Origin of the sequence: Streptomyces sp. NPDC050549, from assembly GCF_040655035.1 — a bacterium.
In the GTDB taxonomy this organism is placed as follows: domain Bacteria; phylum Actinomycetota; class Actinomycetes; order Streptomycetales; family Streptomycetaceae; genus Streptomyces.
This window is the reverse complement of the sequence record NZ_JBFAJD010000003.1, coordinates 157,819-181,520: the sequence shown is the minus strand read 5'-3', so window position 1 is coordinate 181,520 and position 23,702 is coordinate 157,819. Positions and strand designations below refer to the sequence as shown.

Sequence of the window (23,702 nt, the reverse complement as noted above, 5' to 3'; positions counted from 1 at the left end):
CTAGGCGGCCGCTGTAGCGGGGGTGTGGCGGTCTCCGCAGTGTGGACAGACACCGACGGCGGCCAAGTCGTGAACATCGGACTCGATTCGGTCATGGACGGGACCGTGGGGCTCTGTCTTCGGGGTAGGGCGCCCCGCGCGATGGTTGTGTCGCCCGGTGAGGGTGTGCCATTCGAGATTCCCCCGCATCCAGTGCCGTAGTCCGGCGAGATAGCGGGCGAGTTCGGGCGAGGCACGGCGGGCGATTTCGGGTTCCATACGCAGATACGCACGCATGAGGCGGTCGTGGAGTTCGCCCGTCGCGCGCATGCTTCGTTCGAGGGTCCAGCCGTGGCGTGCGGAGAGCACGGTGGGCAGGCTGTGGCTGCCGATGTCGGCGCTTTCTTTGGCGACCGAATACAGGTCGTTCACCAGCATGATCATCAACGAGGCGGCGAGCGACAGAGACCGAACACCAGGCTCTTCCCAGTCACGGACGGGCAGTTCGTAGCCGCCGACCACATCGATCAGCACCAGGCAGGCCATGGCCCCGTTGTACTTGCGATGAGCCAGGTACTCCGCGGGATCGGGAACATGCCCGGCGATGCGCCAGGCGTTTTCCGCCGCCATCGCCAAGAACGTGGCGGTCGTCTCGTGGCGCAGACGGCCCACATGGGCCGCCGTACCCAAGCGTGTGATGTGTACTGCGGTCTCACGGAGCGCACGCGCCACTGGGTCACTGCCGACAAAGCCCTCGATCGAGGGGCAGTCGGGCAGCCGGGAGCCGTTCTCCAGCGCGGTCAGCGACGCGGCGAGCCGTGAGGCGCTCATGGCGAGACGGACGCCTTCGACCCCCTCGTCGCAATAGTGATCGTCCGCGGCGAACAGGGCGGTTATGTTGCGCGCCGCGAGCATCAGGTGGTCGTGGTCGACCGCGTCGGGGTGTGTCAACGCCGCGAACGTGCCGAACCGGTATCCGTTCAGCTCACTCCGCTGCCCCGGGAAGAGATCAAGGCTCAGTGCCCAAGCGGTAATTTCCGCGTCAGCCCTGCCGGCCACCCTCTCGTCGTAAGTGACCGGAAAAGGGCACAACACACTTGGAACTGACAACTCCCGTGTGAACGTGTCGCTATTCATGTAATTTATGATGCGATATGTTGGACTCTTTGTGGAACGGCTACTTCTGGCCACAAAACAGCGGTTCCCGCGGCTATCTCCTCGCGGCAGCATCAACTGTCCCTGCAGCAACGGATTTCGTGCTTGATTCGGGCAGTGGGCAGACCATCGGCGAGGGCGCGATTTGGACGGTGCGGCGGGCCCGGTGGGGGACGGTCATCTCGTTCGACAGGTCATCGTGCGCCGCGGGGAGACGCAGTAGGGATTGCATGGCTGAAACTGGACGAGCGGTTCCGGTCGAGAGGACCGAACAGCACCATGTCGGCCGGGCCGGGTTGGTGCTGATCGTCCACGATGTCTTCCCGCCCCGCTTCTGACTCGGCGGATCAAGTCCCTTCGGTGGTGCGAACCCGTTGTGCGCGCGTCAGCCTGTACAGGACCCCGACTCCCACCGTGCCCCCCAAGAACAACACCGTGAACCACTGGAAGTACCAGTGCCCGCCCGCCGGGTCGTACACCGCGGCCCGCGGCCACGCCAGGTTGACGGTCATGACGAGGCCGTAGAGAAGTGCCAGGGCGTTGACCGGCACCCCCCACCGGCCGAGGGAGAACAGCCGGGCGCCCGTCTCGTCCGTGCCCTCTGTCGTGAACTCGCCGCGCAGGCGGCGCAGCAGGAGGGGGCCGGTGACCATCGCGTAGGCCAGGTACAGCATCACGATGCAGGTGGTGCCGATGGCGAGGAAGGCGTCCGGGGAGGCGAAGTTGAGGAGGAGCAGAGCCGCGGCGAGGACGCCGACGACCAGGGCGGGTGCGCTGGGCATTCCCGTGCGGGGGTTGACCTTGGACAGGCGGGCGGAGAACGGGAGTTCACCGTCGCGGGCCATGGAGAAGAGCATGCGGCAGGCCGCCGTCTGGATGGCGAGGGTCGCCACGGCGATCGCCACCACCACGTCGGCCAGCAGGGCCTTGCCTACGCCGTCGCCGAGGCGGCTCGTCAGGACGTAGCTGAGGCCGTCGACGCCCAGGTGGCCGTCGGTCAGGCTGGGTGCGGCGAGCAGGCCGCCGAGGATGACGAGGCCGCCGAGCAGGCCGGCCGCGCCGAGTGCGGTGAGGATCGTACGGGGCGCGGTGCGGCGGGGGTTGTGGGTCTCCTCGCTCATCTCGCCCGCGCTGTCGAAGCCGATCATCACGTACGCCGCCGTGAACGAGCCGACCAGCAGCGCGCCGAGCAGGCCGCTCTCCAGGCTGCCGCCGGTGTGGAAGGTGATGCTCGGGGTGCGCTTCGAGTGGGTCAGCAGGAGGACGACGATCAGGATCGCGCCGATGATCTCCGCCGTCACTCCGACCCGGTTGATCACCGACATCACGCGGTTGTCGAGGATGTTGACCAGCGTCGTCAGGATCAGCAGGATCACGCCCAGGACGGCCGCGTTGGCCGCGCCGTCCGGTGAGGTGGGCGCGGGGTCGCCGCCCACCAGCTGGAAGCCGGACCAGATCGCCGGCAGCACCATCTGGAGCGCGAGCGCCGCCGCCGCCACGACCACGATCTGGCCGATCACCATGATCCAGCCGGCGAACCAGCCGAAGGTCGCGTTGGAGAGGCGCGAGGACCACTGGTAGATGGCGCCCGAGATCGGGTAGCGCGCGGCCAGTTCCGCGAAGCACGCGGCGACCAGCAACTGGCCTGCCAGTACCACCGGCCAGGCCCAGAAGAAGACCGGGCCGCCGAACGCGTACCCGAAGGCGAAGAACTGGAAGACGGTCGTCAGTACGGAGATGAAGGAGAACCCGGCCGCGAACGACGCGTACCGGCCGAGGCTGCGATGCAGTTCCTGGCGGTAGCCGAACTCGGCGAGGGAGCCGTCGTCGGGGGAGTGGGGCGGATCGGGGCGTACGTCGGAGGGGGCGGTTGTGGCCACGGCGGCACCTGCCTTCGGCGCGAATTCCTGTCGGGTGACAGAAATTAGGGACGGCCTGTTTCGGGCGCGTCACGTGGCCGTGTCCATGGCGGGCCCAAGTCCTCACGCCCTTGCCCTCGGCGCAAAAACGCGATACATCGTGTATTGACGATCCGCCACGACTCGCGATATGTTCGATCACGAATATTCGGATGCGAGGTATGCCCGAGAGAGGGGCAGGAGGTGGTGGTCCCCGTGGCCGCGAAGCGTCGCAAGCTCAGCAATCCGCTGGCACTCGCCGTGCTGGTGACCCTCTGTCAGGGCCCCATGCATCCGTACGAGATCGCCCAGACCCTGCGCCGCCAGGGCAAGGACACCAGCACGAAGATCAACTACGGCTCGCTCTACACGGTCGTGCAGAACCTGGAGAAGCACGGCTTCGTCGAGGTCGCCGACACGGAGCGCCAGGGCAACCGCCCCGAGCGCACGGTCTACGGCCTGACCGCCGCCGGGCGCGAGGAGATGACCGAGTGGCTGTCGGAGCTGGTGGCCCGCCCGGTCAAGGAGTTCCCCATCTTCGAGACGGCCCTCTCGCTGCTGGGCGCCCTGCACCCGGACGAGGCGGTGACGCTGCTGGAGGAGCGGGTGAAGAACCTGGAGGTGCAGGCGGCCGGCGAGCGCGGAGCGCTGGAGAAGCTATACGAGTCGGTGCCTCGCCTCTTCCTCGTCGAGGTCGAGTACCAGCTGCACATGACCGAGGCGCAGACCGAGTGGGTCCGCGGCCTGCTGGAAGAGCTCAGGAAGGGCTCGATGCCCGGCGTCGACGGCTGGCGCCACTTCCACGAAACGGGGGAACAGCCACCGGAGTTCACCTAACGAAGACTGACCCCGACCGGACTGTTGCAGCAGCCCTGCCGGGGTCACGAACCCCGAGACGGACCCGCCGTGCGGCAAGCCAGGCGATCGAGGTGCGGCACACCCAGGATAGCCCGGCGCTCTGCACGCGGATCAGTCGTGACCTTTCACAACTCACATCCGCTCATTCATGGAGAGCTGTCATGGGCAGTACCCGTGCGCCCGCAGTAGCGGCACACCAACTGATCAAGACCTATCCTGCCGACGTCACCGCACTCAACGGCATGGACGTCACCGTCGAGCCCGGCACCGTCTTCGGCCTCCTCGGGCCGAACGGCGCCGGCAAGTCCACCACCGTCAAGATCCTCACCACCCTGGCCCGCCCCGACTCCGGCACGGCCACCGTCGCCGGACACGATGTGCTGCGCCACCCGGACCGGGTACGCCGCGTGATCGGCGTGGTCGCCCAGAACTCGGGCGCCGACCCGACGGCGACCGGCCGCGAGAACCTCCAACTCCAGGGCAGGCTCTACGGCTTGAAGGGCGCCGCCCTCAGGCGGCGGGTGGACGAGCTCCTCGACCGCTTCACCCTCGCCGACGCCGCCGGGCGCCCGGTGAAGGGCTACTCCGGCGGAATGCGCCGCCGCCTCGATGTGGCGCTCGGCCTGGTGCACCGGCCCGAGGTGCTCTTCCTCGACGAACCCACCACCGGCCTCGACCCCGAGGCCCGCACCGCGATGTGGGACGAGATCGGCCGGCTCGCGGGGGAGGAAGGGCTGACCATCCTGCTCACCACGCACTACCTCGAAGAGGCCGACCGGCTCGCCGAGCGCATCGCGATCGTCGACCGCGGCCGGGTCGTCGTCGAGGGCACCCCCGACTCCCTCAAGGGTGAACTCCGGGGCGACGCCGTCCACTTGGAGCTCCGCGAAGCGGTCGGCGACGCCGGTCGTACGCTGCTCAGGAGCGCCCTCGTCGGACTGCCCGGCGTGCACGAGGTGCTCGTCGACGGACGCCGGGTCAGTGCCCGCGCCGACGACGGAGCAGCCGCGATGCCCGTCCTGCTGGCGGCGTTCGAGCGCGTCGGCGTCGGAGTCGCCGCCGCGACCGTCGCCCGCCCCTCGCTCGACGACGTCTATCTCCGCTACGCCGGCCGCCGATACTCCGAGGCCGACGCGGACAGCGCCGAGCAGCTCGCCGACTCCCTCGCCGGAGGTGTGCGATGAGCACCGCCGTCTCCCAGACCTGGTACATGACGCAGCGTCAACTCAGGGTGTTCGCACGGCAGCCCGCCTACGCCGTCATCACCCTCATCCAGCCGGTGATCTGGCTGTTCCTCTTCGGCAACCTCTTCAAGAAGGTCGTCGAACTCGGTGGCTTCGGCACCACCTCGTATCTGGACTACCTCGTCCCCGGTGTGGTCGTGATGAGCGCGCTCAGCTCCAACATGTGGGCGGGCATGGGCACATTGGAGGAGATCCAGCGCGGCACCCTCAACCGCTTCCTGACCACCCCGGTCAGCCGGGCCGCGCTGATGAACGGCAATGTCGTCAACAACGGCCTGGTGACCGCGTTCCAGTCGGTGGTCATCGTGCTGCTCGGACTGCTCGGCGGCGCCGACTACCCGGGCGGCGTCGGCGGCATCGCGATCCTGATAGTCGCCTCCGTGCTGCTCGGCACGGTATTCGGGGCGCTCTCCAACGCGCTCGGGATGCTGGTGCAGGAGCGGGAGTCGATCATCGGCATCAACACCTTTCTGCTGCTGCCGCTGACATTCCTGTCCAGCGCCTTCATGGCGCCCTCCCGGATGCCCTCGTGGATGCGGCACATCGCCGACTTCAACCCGCTCAACTGGGCGATGGTGGCGGGCCGTTCGGCGATGTCCGAGCATCCCGACTGGGGTGACGTACTCAGCCGGGGCGGCGCGCTGCTGGGACTCGCGGTGGTGGCGGTGTGGCTGTCGATCCGCACATTCAGGTCGTATCAGCGGTCGGTGTGAGCGACCGGCGCACGACGAAGGGGGGCGGTGCCGCCTCGCAGCGCCGCCCCCCTTCGGAACCTCATGTCGGTGCTATGCGGCGGCCGTAGCCCCCGTGACACCCTCCTGCTCGGCCTCGATCTTCGCGTTCCACTCCCGCTTGGAGGCCTGCCAGCCGTCCTCGTTGTGGCCGAGCCGCCAGTAGCCGGAGATCGACAGGTCCTCGCGCGGAATCGCCGACTCGACCCGCAGCAGGGCCCGCAGGTCCTTCACGAAGGCCGCCTCGCCGTGCACGAACGCGTGCACGCGGCCCTCGGGGAACTCCAGGGCGCGTACGGCCTCGACGAGCGCCTCGCCGACGGGACGGTCCCCGCGGTGCAGCCAGACGACCTCGATGTCCGAGTCGATCTTCTGCTCCTCCTCGGGCCCGGAGATCTCCACGAAGGCGTGGGCCGTGGCACCCTCGGGCAGCGACTCCAGCGCCCGGGCGATCGCGGGCAGCGCGCTCTCGTCCCCGGCGAGCAGATGCCAGTCGGCGTCGGTGTCGGGGGCGTAGGCGCCACCGGGGCCCATGAAGTGGACGGTCTCGCCAGGCTGGACCCGGGTCGCCCACGGGCCGGCGAGGCCCTCGTCGCCGTGGATCACGAAGTCCAGGGTGAGTTCGAGTTGTTCGGGGTCCCAGGCGCGCACGGTGTAGGTCCGGGTCACCGGCCACTGCTCGCGCGGGAACTCGGCGCGGATGCGCTCCACGTCGAAGGGCTCGGGGTAGGTGGCGCCCCCGGCCGGGAAGAGCAGCTTCACGTAGTGGTCGGTGCAGGTGTCCGCCGAGAACTCGGCCAGACCCTCGCCCCCGAGCACCACGCGCTGCATGTGGGGGGTCAGCCGTTCGGTGCGGACTACCTGCGCGGAGTGGGGCTTACGCGGCTTCCGTGCCGGACGTTCTGCCATGACGGCCTCCCGAATTCCCATGCTTAGGCTTACCTAAGCTAGCACTACATTCTCTGTGAAAGGCAAGAAAGCGAGGGCAAGAACATTGCTTACGCGCCCAGCGTGGTCAGCAGTCGCTGCAATGATCCGCCCAGCCCCCAGCGTTCCGCCAGTGCGCCCACCAGCTCAGGATCGCGAGGGGCCCGGGGCAGTGTCGGGTCGACGTCGGGCAGCGGTACGTCGTCCGCGACCCGTACGACCTTGGGCGCGACCGCGACATAGGGCCGCGACTCGTCGAGGCGCTTGCGCTGCGAAGGGGTCAGCCTGGACTTCGGGTCGTCGATCGCCGCCATGATCCCGGCCACGTCACCGAACTCGGCGAGGAGCTTGGCCGCCGTCTTCTCGCCGATCCCGGGCACGCCCGGCAGACCGTCGCTGGGGTCGCCGCGCAGCAGCGCCAGATCCGCGTAACCGCGGCCGTCGACGCCGTACTTCTCGCGCAGCAGCACCTCGTCGGTGAGCTGGAGCATTCCGACGCCCTTGATCGGATACAGGACGCGGATGCCGCGGGCGTCGTCGACGAGCTGGTACAGGTCGCGGTCGCCGGTGACGATGTCGACCGGGCCCTTGGCGTGCGCGGTGAACGTGCCGATCACGTCGTCGGCCTCGTACGGCTCGACGCCCACGCGCGCGATGCCGACCGCGTCGAGGACGGCCTCGATGATCGGGACCTGCGGGGAGAGCGTGTCCGGCACCTCCTCCGCGTCCGGGCCGCTCTCGCGCACCTCGGCGACGCGGTGCGCCTTGTAGGTGGGGATCAGGTCGACCCGCCACTGGGGGCGCCAGTCCGCGTCCATGCACGCGACCAGCTGGTCGGGCCGGTGGTCCTTGACCAGCCGGTCGATGAATTCGAGCAGCCCGCGCACGGCGTTCACCGGCGTCCCGTCCGGCGCCTTCACGGACTCCGGGACGCCGAAGTAGGCGCGGAAGTAGAGCGAGGCGGTGTCGAGGAGCATCAGTCGTCCGGTCACGTCACGCATCATGCCGCACCGCGCGGACGGTCAGGTGTCGGCGCGGGACGAAAGCGAGAGCAGCCAGGTCCATCGCGGTCGCTCCGTGACCAGCGTGACGGCGGCCAGCACGGACACGAGCAGGGCGGCCCACAGCGGCATGATCCACCAGGCGGCCACCAGGGCACCGGCGATCTCCAGCAGCACCAGCAGGATCGTCACCCACCCCGGCACCGGCACCACCGCCCGCTGCTTGTCACCCGGAGTGGCGAACACGGCCGGCAGACCGATCAGCACCACGAGCGACAGCACGGCCAGCACCCAGGAACGACCGGCCAGCGCCCACGGCATGCCCACCCAGGCGACGAGTTCCGTACTGAAACGAAAGACCGACGGCAGCCGGTCGTCCGGTCGTTCCACGGTCACCCCCAGAGACTCGGCCCCGATCCTACGACGCGAGTGACCTGAGCCACCTTGGCGTTTGCCGGAGGCGGGCCCGGGCAGGCGCCGCCCATTCCGCCCCCTATCGAGAGGTACGCGTGTCAGCCAGGCTAGAAGCCGAACATCTGCACAAGGTGTTCGGCAGACGACCCGACCAGGCAGTCGAACGGCTCCGAGCAGGAGCCGAGCGGGAGGAACTGCGCGCCGACGGCACCACCCCGGCCGTGATCGACGCCTCCTTCTCCGTCGCACCGGGCCAGATCTTCGTCGTCATGGGCCTGTCCGGCTCCGGCAAGTCCACGCTCCTGCGCATGCTCAACGGACTCCTTGAGCCCACCGCGGGCCGCGTCCTCTTCGACGGCCAGGACCTCACCGCGCTCACCGGCCGCGAACTGCGCCAGGTCCGCGCCCGCAAGATCAGCATGGTCTTCCAGCACTTCGCCCTCTTCCCGCACCGCAGCGTCCGAGAGAACGCCGCCTACGGCCTCGAAGTGCAGGGCGTGCCCCGCGCCGAGCGCGAATCCCGCGCCGGCGAGGCCCTCGCACTGTGCGGCCTGGCCGGCTGGGAGGACTCCTGGCCCGACGAGCTGTCCGGCGGAATGCAGCAACGCGTGGGCCTGGCCCGGGCGTTGGCCACCGACGCCGACCTGCTCCTCATGGACGAGTCCTTCAGCGCGCTCGACCCGCTGATCCGCCGGGACATGCAGGACCAGCTCCTGGAACTGCAGAAGTCCCTCAAGAAGACGATCGTGTTCATCACCCACGACCTCAACGAGGCCATGCGCCTCGGCGACCGCATCGCCGTCATGCGCGACGGCCGCATCGTCCAGACCGGCACCGCCGAGGACATCCTGCTGCGCCCCGCGAACGACTACGTCGCCTCCTTCATCCAGGACGTCGACCGCTCCCGCGTGCTGACCGCGAGCTCCGTCATGGACACCGGCGTCGACGGCCACGAGGCCGACTGCGACTGCGAGACCGCCGGGCCGGACACCCCCTTCACCGACCTGTGCGCCCTCAGTGCCCGCCTCACCCACCCGGTCGCGGTGGTCGACGCGGCCGACGCCGTCGTAGGAGTCGTAGCGCAGGAACGTCTGGTCGCGTTTCTCGGCGGGGAGTCCGCCACCGGTCCGGAGCAGGTGACCGCCCGTGCCTAGGCTTCCGCTCGGTGACTGGGTCGACTCCGGTGTCGACTGGCTGGTCGCCCACATGTCCTGGCTCTTCGACGCGATCAAGACGGTCGTCGAGGGCATGTACGACGGTGTCAACGCGGTCCTCACCGCGCCCGAACCCCTGCTTCTCGCGGGCATCCTGGCGGTGCTCGCCTGGTGGCTGCGCGGACTGGTCGCGGGTGTCCTGGCCTTCGCCGGGTTCCTGCTGATCGATTCGCTCGACCTGTGGGACCGGTCCATGTCGACGCTGGCCCTGGTGCTGGTGGCGACCGTCATCGCCCTGGTGATCTCGATCCCGCTGGGCATCTGGGCGGCCCGCTCCAAGACGGTCAGCGCGGTCGTACGGCCCGCCCTCGACCTGCTCCAGACGATGCCGTCGATGGTGCTGCTGATCCCGGCGATCCTCTTCTTCGGGCTCGGCACCTCCGCAGGCGTCATCGCCACCCTGATCTTCGCGCTCGCCCCCGGCGTCCGCATGACCGAGCTGGGCATACGGCAGGTCGACGCCGAACTGGTCGAGGCGGCCGAGGCGTTCGGCACCTCACCGCGCGACACGCTCCTGCGGGTCCAACTGCCCTTGGCACTCCCGACGATCATGGCGGGCGTCAACCAGGTCATCATGCTCGGCCTGTCGATGGTCGTCATCGCCGGCATGGTCGGCACCGGTGGCCTCGGCGGCGCGGTCAACGAGGCCATCGGCCAGCTCGACATCGGCTTCGGCTTCGAGGCGGGCGTCGGCATCGTCGTCCTCGCGATCTACCTGGACCGGATGACGGGCGCGCTGGGCACCCAGATCTCCCCGCTCGGCCGTCGCGCCGCCGCCAAGGCCCGCGCAGTGGAGAGCGTCAAGCCCTGGAACTACCGCCCCCGCCCGGCCTTCGCCGTGATCGGCGTGGTCGTGCTCGCCCTGGTGGCGGGCGGCCTGGGTGTCTTCGGCTCCCCCTCCGGCACGAAGACGACCTCCGCCACGGACGTCGGCAGGGGCAAGGAGATCACCATCGGCTACATCCCGTGGGACGAGGGCATCGCCTCCACCTTCCTCTGGAAGGAGATCCTGGAGGAGCGCGGCTACAAGGTGACGACCGCCCAGTACGCGGCCGGCCCCCTCTACACCGGCGTCGCCACCGGCCAGGTCGACTTCCAGACCGACGCCTGGCTGCCCACCACGCATGCCGAGTACTCGAAGAAGTACGGCAAGCAGCTCGACGACCTCGGCAGCTGGTACGGCTCCACGTCCCTGGAGCTGACCGTCCCGTCGTATGTGAAGGACGTCAACACGCTCGCCGATCTCAAGACCCACGCCTCCGAGTTCGGCGGCAAGATCACCGGCATCGAACCGAGCGCCGGAATGATGGGCCTCCTGAAGACCAAGGTCCTCAAGGAGTACCGCCTCCAGGGCTCCTACGACGTCGTCGACGGCTCCACCCCGGCGATGCTGGCCGAGCTGAAGCGTGCGTACGCCGAGAAGCAGCCGATCGTCGTCACGCTCTGGTCGCCGCACTGGGCGTACAGCGACTACAAGCTGAAGAAGCTCACCGACCCCAAGGACGCCTGGGGCAAGGGCGACGGCGTGCACACCGTATCCCGCAGGGGCTTCGCCGCCGACAACCCCGACGTCGGCAAGTGGCTGAAGGACTTCCGCATGACCGAGGCGCAGCTCACCGGGCTTGAGGCGCAGATCCAGAAGTCCGGCAAGGGCCAGGAGCAGACCGCCGTCCGCACCTGGCTGAAGCAGCACCCGGGCCTCGTCGACCGGTGGGCACCGGTGAAGCAGAGCCGGAAGAGCCAGGCGGCCGGATGACCTGACAGTCCCGGCCGCCGCCCCGGAGGTGGGCTTCGCCGCGCGTACCCCCCTTCGTGCGGCGGGGCCCACCTTTCTCGGTGGCCCTGTCCGGTACGGAAAGGATTCGGCCAACCACATAGCGCTACGAAACCGTGCAATCGGGCCTGCGATGTGAGCGGGAACACAGGCGACTGCGTACGCATTGAAGAGTAGAGACGAACTCTCGCGCTGATCGAGGGGCGGCGGGGCCGTGCACACTGGCCAGAACTGTGAAGTCCGATCGCACGCTGTGTGACGTGGATGTGACAGGCGCATGAAACGGTTTGCCGAACATGCGTAGGGTGCAGAGAAGTCATCAGAGGCAGTTTCAGAACCGGCTGCGGGCCGACGAGCGAAGGAGGGAGCCGGAGCGATGGGCGACCACAAAGAACAGCCCCTTCGGGTGGGTGCGGCCGTACGGCGGCGGCGCCGCGCGCTGGACCTGACGCTCGCCGTCGTGGCCGAGCGCAGCGGTCTGTCGGTGCCCTTCCTGAGCCAGGTCGAGAACGACCGGGCGCGCCCCAGCCGGAGTTCCCTGGAGAAGGTGGCCGACGCCCTGCGCACCACGGCCGTCGAACTCCTCGCCGCCGCCGACCCGGCGTGCAGCGTCGACGTCGTACGCGCCGAGGAACCCGAGTCGGCGGCGCCCCGGATGCGTTCGCTGGTACGGGGTCATCACCAGCTGCACGCCTCGGAGTTCACCGGCGACCATGACGCCGGACGCGAATTCCAGCACCGCAACGACGAGTTGATGTACGTCGCGGACGGCGCCGTCGAGATCGAGGCGGAGGGGCGCGCGTACCGCCTCGTGCGCGGCGACACCATGTACCTCACCGGCGGGGTACGCCACCGCTGGCGCGCGACCGTGCCGGACACCCGGGTCGTCGTGGTCGCGGTGGCCGAGCACATCGAAGCCGTCCAGGACCGCCCGCGCTGATGCGCGTCGTCTCGCTCGTGCCGTCCCTGACGGAGGCAATAGCCGTATCGCTGCCGGGAGTTGTGGTCGGCGCGACCGACTGGTGCAGTCACCCGGCCGACCTGGACGTCACCCGCGTCGGCGGCACCAAGAACCCGAAGCTCGATCCGATCCTCGCCCTCGCGCCCGACCTGGTGGTCGCCAACGAGGAGGAGAACCGCGAGCCCGACCTGACCGCCCTGCGGGAGGCGGGTGTTGAGGTCCTGGTCACCGAAGTGCGGGACGTCCCGCAGGCCTTCCGTGAACTGGACCGCGTCCTCGACGCCTGCGGGGCGTCGCCACGACCGCGCTGGCTGGACGAGGCCGAGCGGACATGGGCCGAACTTCCGTTCCCCGAAAGCCGGTTGACCGCCGTCGTCCCGGTCTGGCGCCGCCCCTGGATGGTGCTGGGCCGGGACACCTTCGCGGGCGATGTGCTGTCCCGCCTGGGCGTCGAGCACGCCTACGCGACGGACGCCGAACGCTACCCGCGCGCCACGCTCGATGAACTACGGGCCACGGAACCGGAGTTGGTGGTCCTCCCCGACGAGCCGTACCGCTTCACGGCCGCGGACGGGCCGGAGGCCTTCCCTGGGCTGCCCTGCGTGCTCGTCAGCGGCCGGCATCTGACGTGGTACGGACCGTCACTGGCCGAGGCGCCACGGGTGCTGTCCGAGGCCCTGCGAGCAGCTCGCCGCTGATCAGGCCCCGGGCCGTGTGCGCGGCGGCGGTGACCCACGCGACGACGAGCACGCCGTACAGGGCGAACGCGAGCCCGTCGTAGACGGCGAGGCCGGTGTGCCGGGCCAGGGACTCGGCGCCGGTGACGCAGGTGCCGACCGGGAAGGTGAACGCCCACCAGGTCATCGCGAAGCCCATGCCCCGGCGGCGGGCACGCACCACATGTGCGGTGGCGAGGGCGAACCAGAGCAGCGCGAAGCCCATGACGGGGACGCCGTAGAGAACGGCCAGCAAGCTGAATGCCTGGGCGGAGGCGGGCGGTACGACACCGGGGGCGAAGTCCGCGAACTTGCCGACGGCGGTGGTCGATTGACCGAGCGGGCCGAGCACCAGGAACAGTGTCGGGATGAGTGCGAGGGGCAGCGGTCCGCCGGTGACTAGTCGGGCGAAGACCAGCGGGAGCAAAAGGAGCGTGGCCGGAAGACTCAGCCCGAACATCGCGAAGCACGCGAGGAGGAGGGTCTCCCGGGGCTGTCCGGGCGGCAGATGGGGCACGAGGAGCGGCCCGAGGGCGGCGGACACCATGGGCGCGACGACGGGCAACAGCCACACGGGGGAAGCCTCGGACAGGCGCACACGATGTCGTACGGCCATCAGGTACGGGACGGCTACGGCGGCCACCAGCCCTACGACCGTACCGGCGCCGAACAGCACGGCGTCGAGGACGACCGCCGTCCGCAGCCCGATCCAGTCCTGCCCGACGACCAGCGCACCGCCGCCCACCGCCAGCAGAGCCATCGCGAGGCAGCCGTAGAACGGGGCCGTCGCCGGGTCCCGGAGATGGTCGCGGGCCTGGTCGCGGTGGTGGGTCCAGTGCAGGGTGCGGGCGGTGAGCAGGGTCAGGAGCAGGACGAGGGAGAGGGCCCAGACGGTGGTGCAGGCCGTGCGGAGTCCCGGGAGGTGACCGGGGAGCCCGGCGCCGGCCGTGGCGACGATGGCGGTGCCCATGACGGACGCGTACCAGTTGGGTCCGAGGTGACGGACTGCGGTGACCATGTGTCCAGCGTCTCGCCGGCTGAGACGGGCGGCCAGGGAGTATGGGTCTATGGGGACATAAACTGGATTTATGAGCAGTGACGAGACGGATGGCGGGCGGGAAGGGTCGATAGCGCACCGGGTGCCGGATCTGGGCGCGCTGGAACTGCTGCTGGCGGTGGCCAGGCTCGGCAGCCTCGGCGGTGCGGCACGCGAGCTCGGCATCACCCAGCCGGCGGCCAGCAGTCGGATCCGCTCCATGGAACGGCAGCTCGGCGTGGCCCTGGTGGACCGCTCGCCCCGCGGCTCACGCCTGACCGACGCGGGGGCCCTGGTCACGGACTGGGCCCGGCGGCTCGTCGAGGCAGCCGCCGCGTTCGACGCGGGTGCCCAGGCGCTACGGCACCGGCGCGACTCCCGGCTCCGGGTCGCCGCGAGCATGACCATCGCGGAGTATCTGCTCCCCGGTTGGCTCCTGGCCCTGCGCTCCCAACGCCCCGACACGGCGGTGTCGTTGCTGGCCGGCAACTCCACGACGGTCGCCGAACAACTGCTGGCCGACGAGGCGGACCTGGGCTTCGTGGAGGGCCTGTCGGTCCCGCCCGGCCTGGACTCCACGGTGATCGCCCACGACCACCTGATCGTCGTGACAGCCCCCACCCATCCCTGGGCCCGCCGCCGACGCCCGGTCCCCGCGGCGGAGTTGGCGTCGACACCGCTGATCCTCCGGGAAAAGGGCTCGGGCACACGCCAGGTACTCGACGCGGCGCTGGGCGGCCTGGCCCGCCCTCTCATCGAGTTGTCCTCCACTACGGCGGTCAAGGCATCGGCGGTGAGCGGGGCGGGCCCGGCTGTCCTGAGCGAACTGGCGGTGGGCGAGGAACTGTCGACCCGACGCCTGGTGCGCATACCGGTCGAGGGACTCACCCTGGCCCGCGACCTGAGAGCGGTCTGGCCCACGGGCCACCGACCGACGGGCCCGGCCCGCGAGCTGCTGTCCCTGACCCGTGGCTGAGGTCCCGTCCTGGGGGCTCCGCCCCCAGACCCCGACCTGTGCCCACCCACCACCCGACTCGGTCGGTCGAGAAGCGCGGCAACCCGGCTTGGTGGGCTGAGGGATGCGTCGCCCCGGCCCGGTGAGCGAGGGGCGTGTGGCTTCGGCTCGGCAGGTCGAGAGGCGCGCCCCCGGACCCGGCACGCCGAGTGGCAGGTCGAGGGGTGCGCGACCCAGCCCGAGTGGCCGAAGGGTGCGCCGCCCCAGTCCAGAACGGGACCGGCCGCGGCGAAAACCCTTGGCGCGCCCCCTCCGAACTCCCGCACCATGACCGGTATGTCTCCCCCCGCAGCCCCGCCTGCCACAGGTGTCCGCACTCCCTGGGAAGCCCTCCCCGGCCATGTCCACGACGCCGTCGCGCGGTTGCTCGGCTCGCCCGTGACGTGTGCTGTCACTCAGTCCGGCGGATTCTCGCCGGGGACCGCCGCTCGGGTGCGGACCGCCGACGGCACTCGCGCCTTCGTGAAAGCGGTCAGTGCCGAGGCCAACCCGCACAGCCCGGATCTGCACCGCACGGAGGCCCGCAACGCGGCGGCTCTCCCGGCCGGGGTACCCGCTCCTCGTCTTCTCGGTACCCATGACGACGGCACCTGGGTCGCCCTGGTCTTCGAGGAAGTGGCGGGGAGGCAGCCTCATGTCCCCTGGTGGGAGGCCGAGTTGGTGCGGGTCCTGCGCGCCGTGGAGCGACTGGGGCGCGCTCTCACCCCGTCTCCCGTGTCCGCCCCGCCCGTGGCCGAGAGCCTCGCGGACGACTTCGACGGCTGGCGGCGCCTGCTCGACGGCGCGGCGGGTGATGTCATCGGACGACTCGACCCCTGGACGGTCGCGCATCTCGCCGAGCTGGCCCAACTCGCCGCCCCCTGGGCCGAGTCCGCGTCCGGCGACACCCTCGCGCACGCCGATCTGCGCGCCGACAACATGCTGCTCACGGACGGCGGCGGGGTCGTCTTCGTCGACTGGCCGCACGCCGTCCTTGCCGCGCCCTGGTTCGACCTGCTGGTCATGCTGCCGTGTGTGCGAGCCCAAGGCGGCCCGGATCCGGAGGAGTTGTTCACCCGGCACCCGCTCGCCGAGGGCGCGAACCCGTCCGGTGTCACCGCCGCCCTGGCGGCCCTCGCAGGCTTCTTCGTCGAGCACTCGCTCCGGCCCCCGCCGCCCGGCCTGCCCACCCTGCGCGCCTTCCAGCGGGCCCAGGGCGACGCGGCCCTCGGCTGGCTCAGGAAGCGGTGGGAGACGGCGCCGTAGTGGTGACCGTGGCCGCCGCCACGAGTGCTCGCATCACGCGCAGGTCCTCGCCCATCTCCGGGTGCCACTGCACTCCCAGCACCCAGTCGGCGGACGGGAGTTCGACCGCCTCCACGGTGCCGTCCCCGGCCCAGGCCGACACCACGAGGCCCGCGCCCAGGCGGTCCACGGCCTGGTGGTGGAACGTCGGTACGGACGTCTCCTCCGGTACCGCCGCCGCGTACAGCGTTCCCGGCACCGGCTTGACCGGGTGGCGGCCGAAGACTCCCGGTGTCTCCGCGTGCCCGTCGATGTGCTGCACGAGGGTGCCGCCCACGGCGACGTTCAGCAGCTGCATGCCCCGGCAGATGCCCAGCAGGGGCAGGCCGGCCGCCAACGCGGCCTCGATCAGGGCGAGTTCCCAGGCGTCCCGGGCGAGGGCGGGCGGGCCGGTGCGGGGCTCGCGGCGCGCGCCGTAGCGGACCGGCTCGACGTCGGGGCCGCCCGCGATCACCAGGCCGTCGAGACGGGCCACGGTCGCCGCCGCGTGCTCGGGAGCGTCCGGTGGCAGCATCGCGGCGAGGCCGCCCGCCTGTTGGACCAGCCGCGGGTAGCCGGCCGGCAGCAGCGCGGCCTCCAGCTCCCAGGCGCCCCAGCGTGCCCCGGCCTCCAGATACGTACTGATGCCGATCAGCGGCCTGCCCGCCATGCTTTCCTCCGACCGCGAAGCGACGTGAATGGACTCGACGGGAACCATTGAACTACCCCACCCGTCACGCGAGGAAGCCCCGCAGCAGAGCCGCCGTCCCGGCGCAGTGCTCCCGCATCATCTCCCGCGCTCCGTCCGCGTCCCCGTCCAGCACCGCCTCCACCAGCGCGATGTGCTGCCGCTGCGAGTGCTCCAGGTTGCGGACCAGAAGCGGGATGCAGTCGAGCAGGTCGTTGACCGTGGCCCGTACCGCCGCGTACTGCGCGGTCAGCGTCGGTGAACCGCACAGCTCGGCCAGGGTGAGGTGGAGCAGGGTGTCCAGGCGGCGGTAGTCGGCGAGCGGGGCGTCGTGCGTGCGGGCGAGGGCGTCCCGCAGTCGCCCTGCCTGCTCGGCGGTCAGTCCGTGGGTCGCGCACAGGCCCGTCGCGCCGACCTCCAGCACCTCCCGGAACCGCAGCACGTCCTCGATGTCGACCGCGCTGATCCGCCGCCGCAGCTCGTCCTCGCCGCCGGCGTCCGACTTCGGCAGTACGAACGTTCCGCCGTAGCGTCCGCGCCGCGACTCCACCAGTCCCTGGTCCTGCAGTACCTTCAGAACCTCGCGCAGCGTCACCCGACTGATCCCCAGCCGCTCGGCCAGCTCCCGCTCGGCCGGCAACCGCTCGCCCCCCGGCACCAGCCCCAGCCGTACGACCTGCAGAATCTGTTCCAGCGCCTCTTCGAAGCCGTTGCCCGCCCGCACCGGCCGCAGCACCGGGGTCAACCGGTCCTCGACGCCGTCCTCCGCATCCAGCGACATATGGCGGCACCCCCTTCCCAAGCAATGGTTCTCCGCAATACCTTATGGCTTCCGGTCCGGCCGGAAAAAGCGCGCAGAAGCCGAAGGAGCTTTCCCGTGGCAGACCGCACACCCCCGCTGAGCGTCGAGGAGCTGCACGCCCTCGTCGCCAGTGGCGAGATCGACACTGTCGTCCTGGCCTTCCCCGATATGCAAGGCCGGCTCCAGGGCAAGCGGTTCGCCGCCCGCTTCTTCCTCGACGACGTGCTCCGACACGGCACCGAGGGCTGCAACTACCTCCTCGCCGTCGACACCGAGATGAACACGGTCGACGGCTACGCGATGTCCTCCTGGGAGCGCGGTTACGGCGACTTCGCCATGCACCCGGACCTTTCCACCCTCCGCCGTGTGCCCTGGAACGCGGGCACCGCCATGCTCATCGCCGACCTCGCCTGGAACGACGGATCGCCGGTGGTCGCCGCACCCCGCCAGATCCTGCGCCGCCAGCTGGAGCGCCTCGCCGAGCACGGTTTCACCGCGCAGGTCGGTACGGAGCTGGAGTTCATCGTGTTCAAGGACACGTACGAACAGGCCTGGGACGCCAACTACAGAGGCCTCACCCCGGCCAACCAGTACAACATCGACTACTCGGTGCTGGGGACGGGGCGGATCGAGCCGCTGCTGCGCCGGATCCGCAACGAAATGGCCGCCGCCGGACTGACCGTCGAGTCAGCCAAGGGCGAGTGCAACCCCGGCCAGCACGAGATCGCCTTCCGATACGACGACGCCCTCGTCACCTGCGACCAGCACGCCGTCTACAAGACCGGCGCCAAGGAGATCGCCTCCCAGGAAGGCGTCTCGCTCACCTTCATGGCGAAGTACAACGAGCGCGAGGGCAACTCCTGCCACATCCACCTCTCGTTGGGCGACGGCAAGGGCGGCAACGCCATGGCCGGTTCCTCGGCCGACCCGGGCGGGATGTCCGAGGTCATGCGGTACTTCCTCGCCGGGCAGCTCGCCGCGCTCCGCGACTTCTCGCTGCTCTACGCCCCGAACATCAACTCGTACAAGCGGTTCCAGCCGGGCTCGTTCGCGCCGACCGCCGTCGCCTGGGGCTACGACAACCGCACCTGCGCCCTCCGGGTCGTCGGCCACGGCCGCTCCATGCGCTTCGAGAACCGGCTGCCCGGCGGCGACGTCAATCCGCACCTCGCGGTGGCGGGCCTGGTCGCGGCCGGGCTCTACGGCATCGAGCAGCAGCTGGAGCTGCCGGAGGCCTGCGCGGGCAACGCCTACAGCGCCGACTACGCGCACGTCCCCACCAACCTCCGCGAAGCCGCCGAGCTGTGGGAGAACAGCCCGATCGCCAAGGCCGCCTTCGGGGACGAGGTCGTCGCGCACTACCGCAACATGGCGCGCGTCGAACTGGAGGCCTTCGACGCCGCCGTCACCGACTGGGAGCTGCGCCGCTCCTTCGAACGCCTGTGAGGACCCCGACCCCTTTGCCTGCCGACGAACGCCTGTGAGGACCCCCTTGCCTGCCGAGCACCCGCTGCACGTACTGAACCCCGCCACCGAGGAGGTCATCGCCACCGTCCCGGCCGCCACCGCGGCCGACGTGGACGCCGCCGTCGTACGCGCCGCCCGGGCCCAGGCGAAGTGGGCCGCGCTGCCGCCCGCCGACCGGGCCCGGCTGCTGCGCCGCTTCGCGACCGCGGTGGACGAACACCTGGAAGAACTCGCCCAGTTGGAGGTGCGCGAGGCCGGGCACACGGTCGGCAACGCCCGCTGGGAGGCCGGCAACGTCCGTGATCTGCTCGACTACGCGACCGGGGGAGTGGAGCGGCTGACCGGCCGGCAGATCCCGGTCGCGGGCGGCCTCGACATCACGATCCTCGAACCGCTGGGCGTGGTGGGCGTCATCGCGCCCTGGAACTTTCCGATGCCGATCGCCGCCTGGGGCACCGCGCCGGCGCTCGCGGCGGGCAACGCGGTCATCCTCAAGCCGGCCGAGACGACCCCGCTGACCGCGCTCCGGCTGGCCGAACTCGCCCTGGAGGCAGGCCTTCCCGAGGGTCTCTTCCAGGTGCTGCCGGGCCACGGTCCGGTCGCGGGTACCGCGCTCGTCGAGCATCCCGGCGTCGCGAAGATCGTGTTCACCGGGTCGACGGCCGTGGGCAAACAGGTGTTGGCGAAGGGGTCGGAACTCCTCAAGCGCGTCACCCTCGAACTGGGCGGCAAGAGCCCCAACATCGTCTTCGCCGACGCCGACATCGAGGCAGCCGCGGCGGCGGCCCCCATGTCCTTCCTCGACAACTCCGGCCAGGACTGCTGCGCCCGCACCCGCATCCTCGTCCAACGCAGCGTCTACGACCGCTTCCTGGACCTCCTGACCCCCGCGATCGAAGGGGTGACGGTCGGCGACCCGGCCGACGAGGAGACGGACATGGGCCCACTGATCTCCAAGGTCCAGCTGGAGCGCGTCCGTTCGTACGTCACCGACGACCTGGCCGGCATCCGCGGCAAGGCCCCCGAGGGCCCCGGCTTCTGGTTCCCGCCCACCGTCGTCACCGGCGTCGACCCGCACGCACGCGTCGCCGTCGAGGAGGTCTTCGGCCCGGTCGCCGTAGTGCTCCCCTTCGACGACGAGGCGGAGGCGATCGGACTGGCCAACGCCACCGACTACGGCCTCTCCGGCTCCATCTGGACCCGTGACGTCGGCCGCGCCCTGCGCGTCTCGAAGGCCGTCCGGGCCGGCAACCTGTCCGTCAACTCCCATTCCAGCGTCCGCTATTGGACCCCCTTCGGCGGCTTCAAGCAGTCGGGGATCGGCCGCGAACTCGGCCCGGACGCGCTCACCGCCTTCACCGAAACCAAGAACGTCTTCATCAGCGACGTCTCCACCAGCACGGAGGGCCCAGCACAGTGACCTCAGAGATTGTTTGCCGGCGTCTCGTCGGCCGTACGGCGGTCATCACCGGAGCCGGCAGCGGCATCGGCCTCGCCACCGCGCGGCGGCTCGCCTCCGAGGGGGCCAACGTCGTCTGCGGCGACATCGACGAGACCCACGGCAAGGCGGCGGCCGACGAGGTCGGCGGGCTCTTCGTGAAGGTCGACGTCACCGACCCCGAGCAGGTCGAGGCGCTCTTCAAGGCCGCCTTCGACACCTACGGCAGTGTCGACATCGCCTTCAACAACGCGGGCATCTCGCCGCCCGACGACGACTCCATCCTCGACACCGGCCTGGAGGCCTGGAAGCGCGTCCAGGACGTCAACCTCACCTCCGTGTACCTGTGTTGCAAGGCCGCCATCCCCTACATGCGCCGTCAGGGCAAGGGCTCCATCATCAACACGGCGTCCTTCGTGGCGCGGATGGGCGCGGCGACCTCCCAGATCTCCTACACCGCCTCCAAGGGCGGTGTGCTGGCCATGTCCCGTGAACTGGGCGTGCAGTTCGCCCGCGAGGGCATCCGCGTCAACGCGCTGTGCCCGGGGCCGGTGAATACCCCTTTGCTCCAGGAGCTGTTCGCCAAGGACCCGGAGCGGGCCGCGCGCCGCCTGGTCCACATCCCGGTCGGCCGCTTCGCCGAGGCGACCGAGATCGCCGCCGCCGTCGCGTTCCTGGCGAGCGACGACTCGTCGTTCGTCAACGCCGCCGACTTCCTGGTCGACGGCGGCATCTCGGGGGCGTACGTCACCCCCATGTAGGACGTGAACCCCCGCCGGGACGGGGGCAGTTGACCCGACGGCTCCCATCGGCCGTCAGAGGAAGGTCATGCCCTCGCCCCGGTAGGTGGGGACGGTGGCCGTCACCTGGTCACCCTCGATCAGGTGCAACGCGTCGAACCGCTCGCACAGTTCACCGGCCTTGGCATGCCGGAACCACACCTTGTCGCCGATGAGCAGATCGTCGGCGGGGGAGCCGAGCAGCGGCGTCTGCACCTCGCCGGGCCCCTCCTGGGGGTCGTAGCGCAGACCCTCCGGCAGGTACGGCACCGGGAGCCGGTCGGGTCCCGCGGCGCCGGAGGCGGGGTAGCCGCCCCCGAGGACCGTCACCACGCCGACGCCCGGGCGCCGTACGACGGGCTGGGCGAAGAGCGCGGCCGGACGGGCCGTGAACGACGTGTAGTTGTCGAAGAGGCGCGGCACGTACAGCCCGGAACCGGCCGCGATCTCGGTCACGGAATCCTCGGCGGCGGTGTACTGGACACTGCCGGTGCCACCGCCGTTGACGAACTCCAGATCCGGTACGACGGCCCGCACGGCCCGCACCACCTCCGCGCGCCGCTCGGCGAGTTCACGCTTGGCGGTGGCCTGCATCAGCCGGATCGCGCGGGAACGGAAGGGCCGCCCCGCGACGGAGTCGCCCACACCGGCGATATGACCTTCGTAGGCCATGATCCCGACGACCTTGAAACCGGGGCGACGCGACACCGTCCTTGCGATGTCGGCGAGTTGGGCGGGGGAGCGGAGGGGGGAGCGGAGCGCGCCGATGCGCACCCGGCCGCCGAGCATCCGCAGCGCCGTGTCCAACTCCAGGCAGACACGCACCACTTCGGTGCCGCCGGCGCGGGAGTCGTCGATGAGCTTGAGCTGTGCCGGGTCGTCGATCATCACGGTGACGGCGGAGGCGAGCTTGGGGTCGCCGGTCAGTTCGGCGAAGGCGGCGTGGTCGGCGGAGGGGTAGGCGAGGAGCACGTCGTCGAAGCCGGAGCGGGCGAGCCAGAGGGACTCGGCCAGGGTGAAGGACATGAGGCCCGCGAAGCCGTCCCTGGCCAGGACGCGTTCGAGGAGGGTTCGACAGCGGACGGACTTGCTGGCGACGCGGACCGGCTTGCCACCGGCCCGGCGGACGAGGTCGTCCGCGTTGGCATCGAAGGCGTCCAGGTCGACGATCGCGAGTGGGGCGTCGAGGTGGGCGGTGGCCCGGTCGTAACGGGCCCGGTCGGCGGCGCGCGCAGTCATGAACGCAGCCTGCCAGACAGGATTACCGCAGGGTAGTGGGACGTTCCGGGCAGAAGCCCCGGTGGCTTGGACTGGTTCCCGTTCGAGCGGGGGCAACCCGTAGAGTGACGCGCACGCACGGAGGAAACGCCGCCGGTCGTTCGACCGCGCCCGGGATGGCGGTCCGCCGAGGCGGGTATGCCTGCCCGGGACGATTTTTTGTTTTTTGTGTGTGCCGGGTGAGGCGGGGTGGACGCCGGCGCGTATACGAACAAGGGCAGGAGCACACCGGCCCGCACAAGAAACAAAACGGTGGCCCGGGTACGAGGAAACGGGGGGTGCATGAGCACGGAAGCGCGGCGCGCCCCCGTACCGCCACATCCCACCTCGCCGCAGGCCCCTTCGGGGAGTTCGACGCAGCCCGTGAACGACACAGCAGGCGAAGGCTTGGACGGACCGTACTCCGGCACCGGGGGATCTTCCGGGGCCGTTTCGGGGGCGGGGCCAGGCGGTGGTCCGGCTCCGTCGGTTCCACCGGCTCCGTCGGTGTCGGGTACGCGGGACGCGCAGGGGCAGTCGGACGTGCAGGACGGACCAGGGGCGTCGGCCGGGAGCGTTAGCGGCAGGGTGACCTGGGGTGGCGACCAGCCCGGTACGGGGTGGTGGGAGGGCGGCAACGCGAGACGCGCGGCCCGGCGCAGCGCCGGGGCCGACGCGGGCGCGGACTTCCGGGGAAACGGTTCGGAGGCCGACCGCGCCGTGGCTCCGGGCAGCGGGTTCGACACGGGTTCGGTATCTCAGGGCAGCGACTTCGAGGCGCGCGCCGGACGTCCGGGCAACGGCCCTGACGTACGCGGGACGTCCGAGGACAACGGCTTCGGGAGCGGCGGGTTCGGGAGCGGTGGCGCCGAGGACGGCAGCTTCCAGACGTTCGCGAACTTTGAGAACTTCGAGAATTTCGAGAACTTCGAAAGCGACGGCTTCGGGAGTAATGGGCCGGCGGGCCGCAACGGGGCTGGGGCCGGGGCTCGGGCTGACTCCGAAACCGGGGCCGGATCCGGGGCCGGGTCTGGGTCCGGGGCTGGATTCGCGGCCGGGTCCAGGTCTGGGGCGCGGTCCGAAGC

Annotated in this window: 21 protein-coding genes; 12 read left to right on the top strand and 9 right to left on the bottom strand. The window is 70.4% G+C overall.

The annotated features are described in order from the left end of the window. Both AB0I51_RS06920 and AB0I51_RS06915 read right to left on the bottom strand, forming a co-directional pair. Entirely contained in the window at positions 1 to 1,116 is a 1,116-nt protein-coding gene (locus tag AB0I51_RS06920; RefSeq protein ID WP_362972199.1) for a terpene synthase, read from the bottom strand. A gap of 365 nt (positions 1,117 to 1,481) precedes the next feature. Further along, positions 1,482 to 3,014, bottom strand: coding sequence for an amino acid permease (locus AB0I51_RS06915; protein ID WP_362972197.1), 1,533 nt, complete (start codon positions 3,012 to 3,014; stop codon positions 1,482 to 1,484). Between the two features lie 234 nt (positions 3,015 to 3,248). On the opposite strand from AB0I51_RS06915, the gene AB0I51_RS06910 reads away from it, so the two are divergent. The 3 genes from AB0I51_RS06910 to AB0I51_RS06900 all read left to right on the top strand — a co-directional run bounded on the left by AB0I51_RS06910 (position 3,249) and on the right by AB0I51_RS06900 (position 5,847). After that, positions 3,249 to 3,869, top strand: coding sequence for a PadR family transcriptional regulator (locus AB0I51_RS06910; protein ID WP_362972195.1), 621 nt, complete (start codon positions 3,249 to 3,251; stop codon positions 3,867 to 3,869). 182 nt (positions 3,870 to 4,051) lie between these two features. Beyond that, positions 4,052 to 5,074: an ATP-binding cassette domain-containing protein gene (locus AB0I51_RS06905; RefSeq protein ID WP_362972194.1), complete on the top strand. Its 1,023-nt coding sequence runs from the start codon at positions 4,052 to 4,054 to the stop codon at positions 5,072 to 5,074. Beyond that, positions 5,071 to 5,847 (top strand): ABC transporter permease, encoded by a 777-nt coding sequence (locus AB0I51_RS06900; RefSeq protein ID WP_362972192.1) that lies wholly within the window; start codon positions 5,071 to 5,073, stop codon positions 5,845 to 5,847. The genes AB0I51_RS06905 and AB0I51_RS06900 overlap by 4 nt, the downstream gene beginning before the upstream one ends. Before the next feature lie 72 nt (positions 5,848 to 5,919). On the opposite strand, the gene AB0I51_RS06895 is transcribed toward AB0I51_RS06900, so the two are convergent. The 3 genes from AB0I51_RS06895 to AB0I51_RS06885 form a co-directional block, all read right to left on the bottom strand. After that, positions 5,920 to 6,774 carry a siderophore-interacting protein gene (locus AB0I51_RS06895; protein WP_362972190.1) on the bottom strand — a complete coding sequence of 285 codons (855 nt, stop codon included), beginning with the start codon at positions 6,772 to 6,774 and terminating at the stop codon, positions 5,920 to 5,922. An 89-nt stretch (positions 6,775 to 6,863) separates the two neighbouring features. After that, positions 6,864 to 7,793, bottom strand: a complete 930-nt coding sequence (locus AB0I51_RS06890; RefSeq protein WP_362972527.1) for a 5'-3' exonuclease — start codon at positions 7,791 to 7,793, stop codon at positions 6,864 to 6,866. Positions 7,794 to 7,814: 21 nt separating this feature from the next. Further along, positions 7,815 to 8,189 (bottom strand): hypothetical protein, encoded by a 375-nt coding sequence (locus AB0I51_RS06885; RefSeq protein ID WP_362972188.1) that lies wholly within the window; start codon positions 8,187 to 8,189, stop codon positions 7,815 to 7,817. 113 nt (positions 8,190 to 8,302) lie between these two features. Between AB0I51_RS06885 and AB0I51_RS06880 the strand changes: the two genes are divergently transcribed. The 4 genes from AB0I51_RS06880 (at position 8,303) to AB0I51_RS06865 (ending at position 12,854) form a co-directional block, all read left to right on the top strand. Beyond that, positions 8,303 to 9,361 carry a glycine betaine/L-proline ABC transporter ATP-binding protein gene (locus AB0I51_RS06880; protein ID WP_362972186.1) on the top strand — a complete coding sequence of 353 codons (1,059 nt, stop codon included), beginning with the start codon at positions 8,303 to 8,305 and terminating at the stop codon, positions 9,359 to 9,361. Further along, positions 9,354 to 11,177: an ABC transporter permease/substrate binding protein gene (locus AB0I51_RS06875; RefSeq protein ID WP_362972184.1), complete on the top strand. Its 1,824-nt coding sequence runs from the start codon at positions 9,354 to 9,356 to the stop codon at positions 11,175 to 11,177. Before AB0I51_RS06880 ends, AB0I51_RS06875 begins: the two co-directional genes overlap by 8 nt. 394 nt (positions 11,178 to 11,571) lie before the next feature. Next, positions 11,572 to 12,135 (top strand): XRE family transcriptional regulator, encoded by a 564-nt coding sequence (locus tag AB0I51_RS06870; protein WP_019066149.1) that lies wholly within the window; start codon positions 11,572 to 11,574, stop codon positions 12,133 to 12,135. Then, positions 12,135 to 12,854, top strand: coding sequence for a helical backbone metal receptor (locus AB0I51_RS06865; protein WP_362972182.1), 720 nt, complete (start codon positions 12,135 to 12,137; stop codon positions 12,852 to 12,854). Before AB0I51_RS06870 ends, AB0I51_RS06865 begins: the two co-directional genes overlap by 1 nt. On the opposite strand, the gene AB0I51_RS06860 is transcribed toward AB0I51_RS06865, so the two are convergent. Further along, on the bottom strand, positions 12,766 to 13,890 hold the full coding sequence (locus AB0I51_RS06860) for a TDT family transporter (RefSeq protein ID WP_362972180.1): 1,125 nt from the start codon (positions 13,888 to 13,890) through the stop codon (positions 12,766 to 12,768). The two genes, AB0I51_RS06865 and AB0I51_RS06860, sit on opposite strands and share 89 nt — an antisense overlap. Positions 13,891 to 13,960: 70 nt before the next feature. On the opposite strand from AB0I51_RS06860, the gene AB0I51_RS06855 reads away from it, so the two are divergent. Both AB0I51_RS06855 and AB0I51_RS06850 read left to right on the top strand, forming a co-directional pair. Continuing rightward, the gene (locus AB0I51_RS06855; RefSeq protein ID WP_362972178.1) at positions 13,961 to 14,884 is read left to right on the top strand and encodes a LysR family transcriptional regulator; all 924 of its coding nucleotides are present in this window, start codon (positions 13,961 to 13,963) and stop codon (positions 14,882 to 14,884) included. A 315-nt stretch (positions 14,885 to 15,199) separates the two neighbouring features. Beyond that, the gene (locus AB0I51_RS06850; RefSeq protein ID WP_362972176.1) at positions 15,200 to 16,168 is read left to right on the top strand and encodes an aminoglycoside phosphotransferase family protein; all 969 of its coding nucleotides are present in this window, start codon (positions 15,200 to 15,202) and stop codon (positions 16,166 to 16,168) included. Here AB0I51_RS06850 and AB0I51_RS06845 read toward each other — a convergent pair. Together AB0I51_RS06845 and AB0I51_RS06840 are read right to left on the bottom strand one after the other, a co-directional pair. Further along, complete coding sequence (locus AB0I51_RS06845; protein ID WP_362972174.1) at positions 16,140 to 16,856, bottom strand: gamma-glutamyl-gamma-aminobutyrate hydrolase family protein; 717 nt, start codon at positions 16,854 to 16,856, stop codon at positions 16,140 to 16,142. The genes AB0I51_RS06850 and AB0I51_RS06845 overlap by 29 nt on opposite strands. Positions 16,857 to 16,920: 64 nt before the next feature. Further along, a complete protein-coding gene (locus AB0I51_RS06840) occupies positions 16,921 to 17,655 on the bottom strand; it encodes an FCD domain-containing protein (protein WP_362972172.1) in 735 nt (244 codons plus the stop codon). A 96-nt stretch (positions 17,656 to 17,751) separates the two neighbouring features. On the opposite strand from AB0I51_RS06840, the gene AB0I51_RS06835 reads away from it, so the two are divergent. The 3 genes from AB0I51_RS06835 to AB0I51_RS06825 are packed head-to-tail and all read left to right on the top strand — an operon-like array spanning position 17,752 to position 21,342. Further along, entirely contained in the window at positions 17,752 to 19,122 is a 1,371-nt protein-coding gene (locus tag AB0I51_RS06835) for a glutamine synthetase family protein (protein ID WP_362972170.1), read from the top strand. 46 nt (positions 19,123 to 19,168) lie between these two features. Next, entirely contained in the window at positions 19,169 to 20,563 is a 1,395-nt protein-coding gene (locus tag AB0I51_RS06830) for an aldehyde dehydrogenase family protein (RefSeq protein WP_362972168.1), read from the top strand. After that, positions 20,560 to 21,342: a 3-oxoacyl-ACP reductase gene (locus AB0I51_RS06825; protein ID WP_019064934.1), complete on the top strand. Its 783-nt coding sequence runs from the start codon at positions 20,560 to 20,562 to the stop codon at positions 21,340 to 21,342. Before AB0I51_RS06830 ends, AB0I51_RS06825 begins: the two co-directional genes overlap by 4 nt. A 54-nt stretch (positions 21,343 to 21,396) precedes the next feature. Here the strand turns inward: AB0I51_RS06825 and AB0I51_RS06820 are convergent, their stop codons facing one another. Further along, positions 21,397 to 22,599 (bottom strand): amino acid deaminase/aldolase, encoded by a 1,203-nt coding sequence (locus AB0I51_RS06820; protein WP_362972165.1) that lies wholly within the window; start codon positions 22,597 to 22,599, stop codon positions 21,397 to 21,399. Positions 22,600 to 23,702: the final 1,103 nt, after the last annotated feature.

What these genes read in the sequence shown, in the direction of transcription:
- AB0I51_RS06870 (WP_019066149.1), top strand. Translation starts at nt 11,572, where the DNA reads ATGGGCGACCACAAAGAACAGCCCCTTCGGGTGGGTGCGGCCGTACGG.
- AB0I51_RS06860 (WP_362972180.1), bottom strand. Translation starts at nt 13,890, where the DNA reads ATGGTCACCGCAGTCCGTCACCTCGGACCCAACTGGTACGCGTCCGTC.
- AB0I51_RS06820 (WP_362972165.1), bottom strand. Translation starts at nt 22,599, where the DNA reads ATGACTGCGCGCGCCGCCGACCGGGCCCGTTACGACCGGGCCACCGCC.
- AB0I51_RS06840 (WP_362972172.1), bottom strand. Translation starts at nt 17,655, where the DNA reads ATGTCGCTGGATGCGGAGGACGGCGTCGAGGACCGGTTGACCCCGGTG.
- AB0I51_RS06920 (WP_362972199.1), bottom strand. Translation starts at nt 1,116, where the DNA reads ATGAATAGCGACACGTTCACACGGGAGTTGTCAGTTCCAAGTGTGTTG.
- AB0I51_RS06900 (WP_362972192.1), top strand. Translation starts at nt 5,071, where the DNA reads ATGAGCACCGCCGTCTCCCAGACCTGGTACATGACGCAGCGTCAACTC.
- AB0I51_RS06890 (WP_362972527.1), bottom strand. Translation starts at nt 7,793, where the DNA reads ATGCGTGACGTGACCGGACGACTGATGCTCCTCGACACCGCCTCGCTC.
- AB0I51_RS06845 (WP_362972174.1), bottom strand. Translation starts at nt 16,856, where the DNA reads ATGGCGGGCAGGCCGCTGATCGGCATCAGTACGTATCTGGAGGCCGGG.
- AB0I51_RS06895 (WP_362972190.1), bottom strand. Translation starts at nt 6,774, where the DNA reads ATGGCAGAACGTCCGGCACGGAAGCCGCGTAAGCCCCACTCCGCGCAG.
- AB0I51_RS06865 (WP_362972182.1), top strand. Translation starts at nt 12,135, where the DNA reads ATGCGCGTCGTCTCGCTCGTGCCGTCCCTGACGGAGGCAATAGCCGTA.
- AB0I51_RS06855 (WP_362972178.1), top strand. Translation starts at nt 13,961, where the DNA reads ATGAGCAGTGACGAGACGGATGGCGGGCGGGAAGGGTCGATAGCGCAC.
- AB0I51_RS06850 (WP_362972176.1), top strand. Translation starts at nt 15,200, where the DNA reads ATGTCTCCCCCCGCAGCCCCGCCTGCCACAGGTGTCCGCACTCCCTGG.
- AB0I51_RS06905 (WP_362972194.1), top strand. Translation starts at nt 4,052, where the DNA reads ATGGGCAGTACCCGTGCGCCCGCAGTAGCGGCACACCAACTGATCAAG.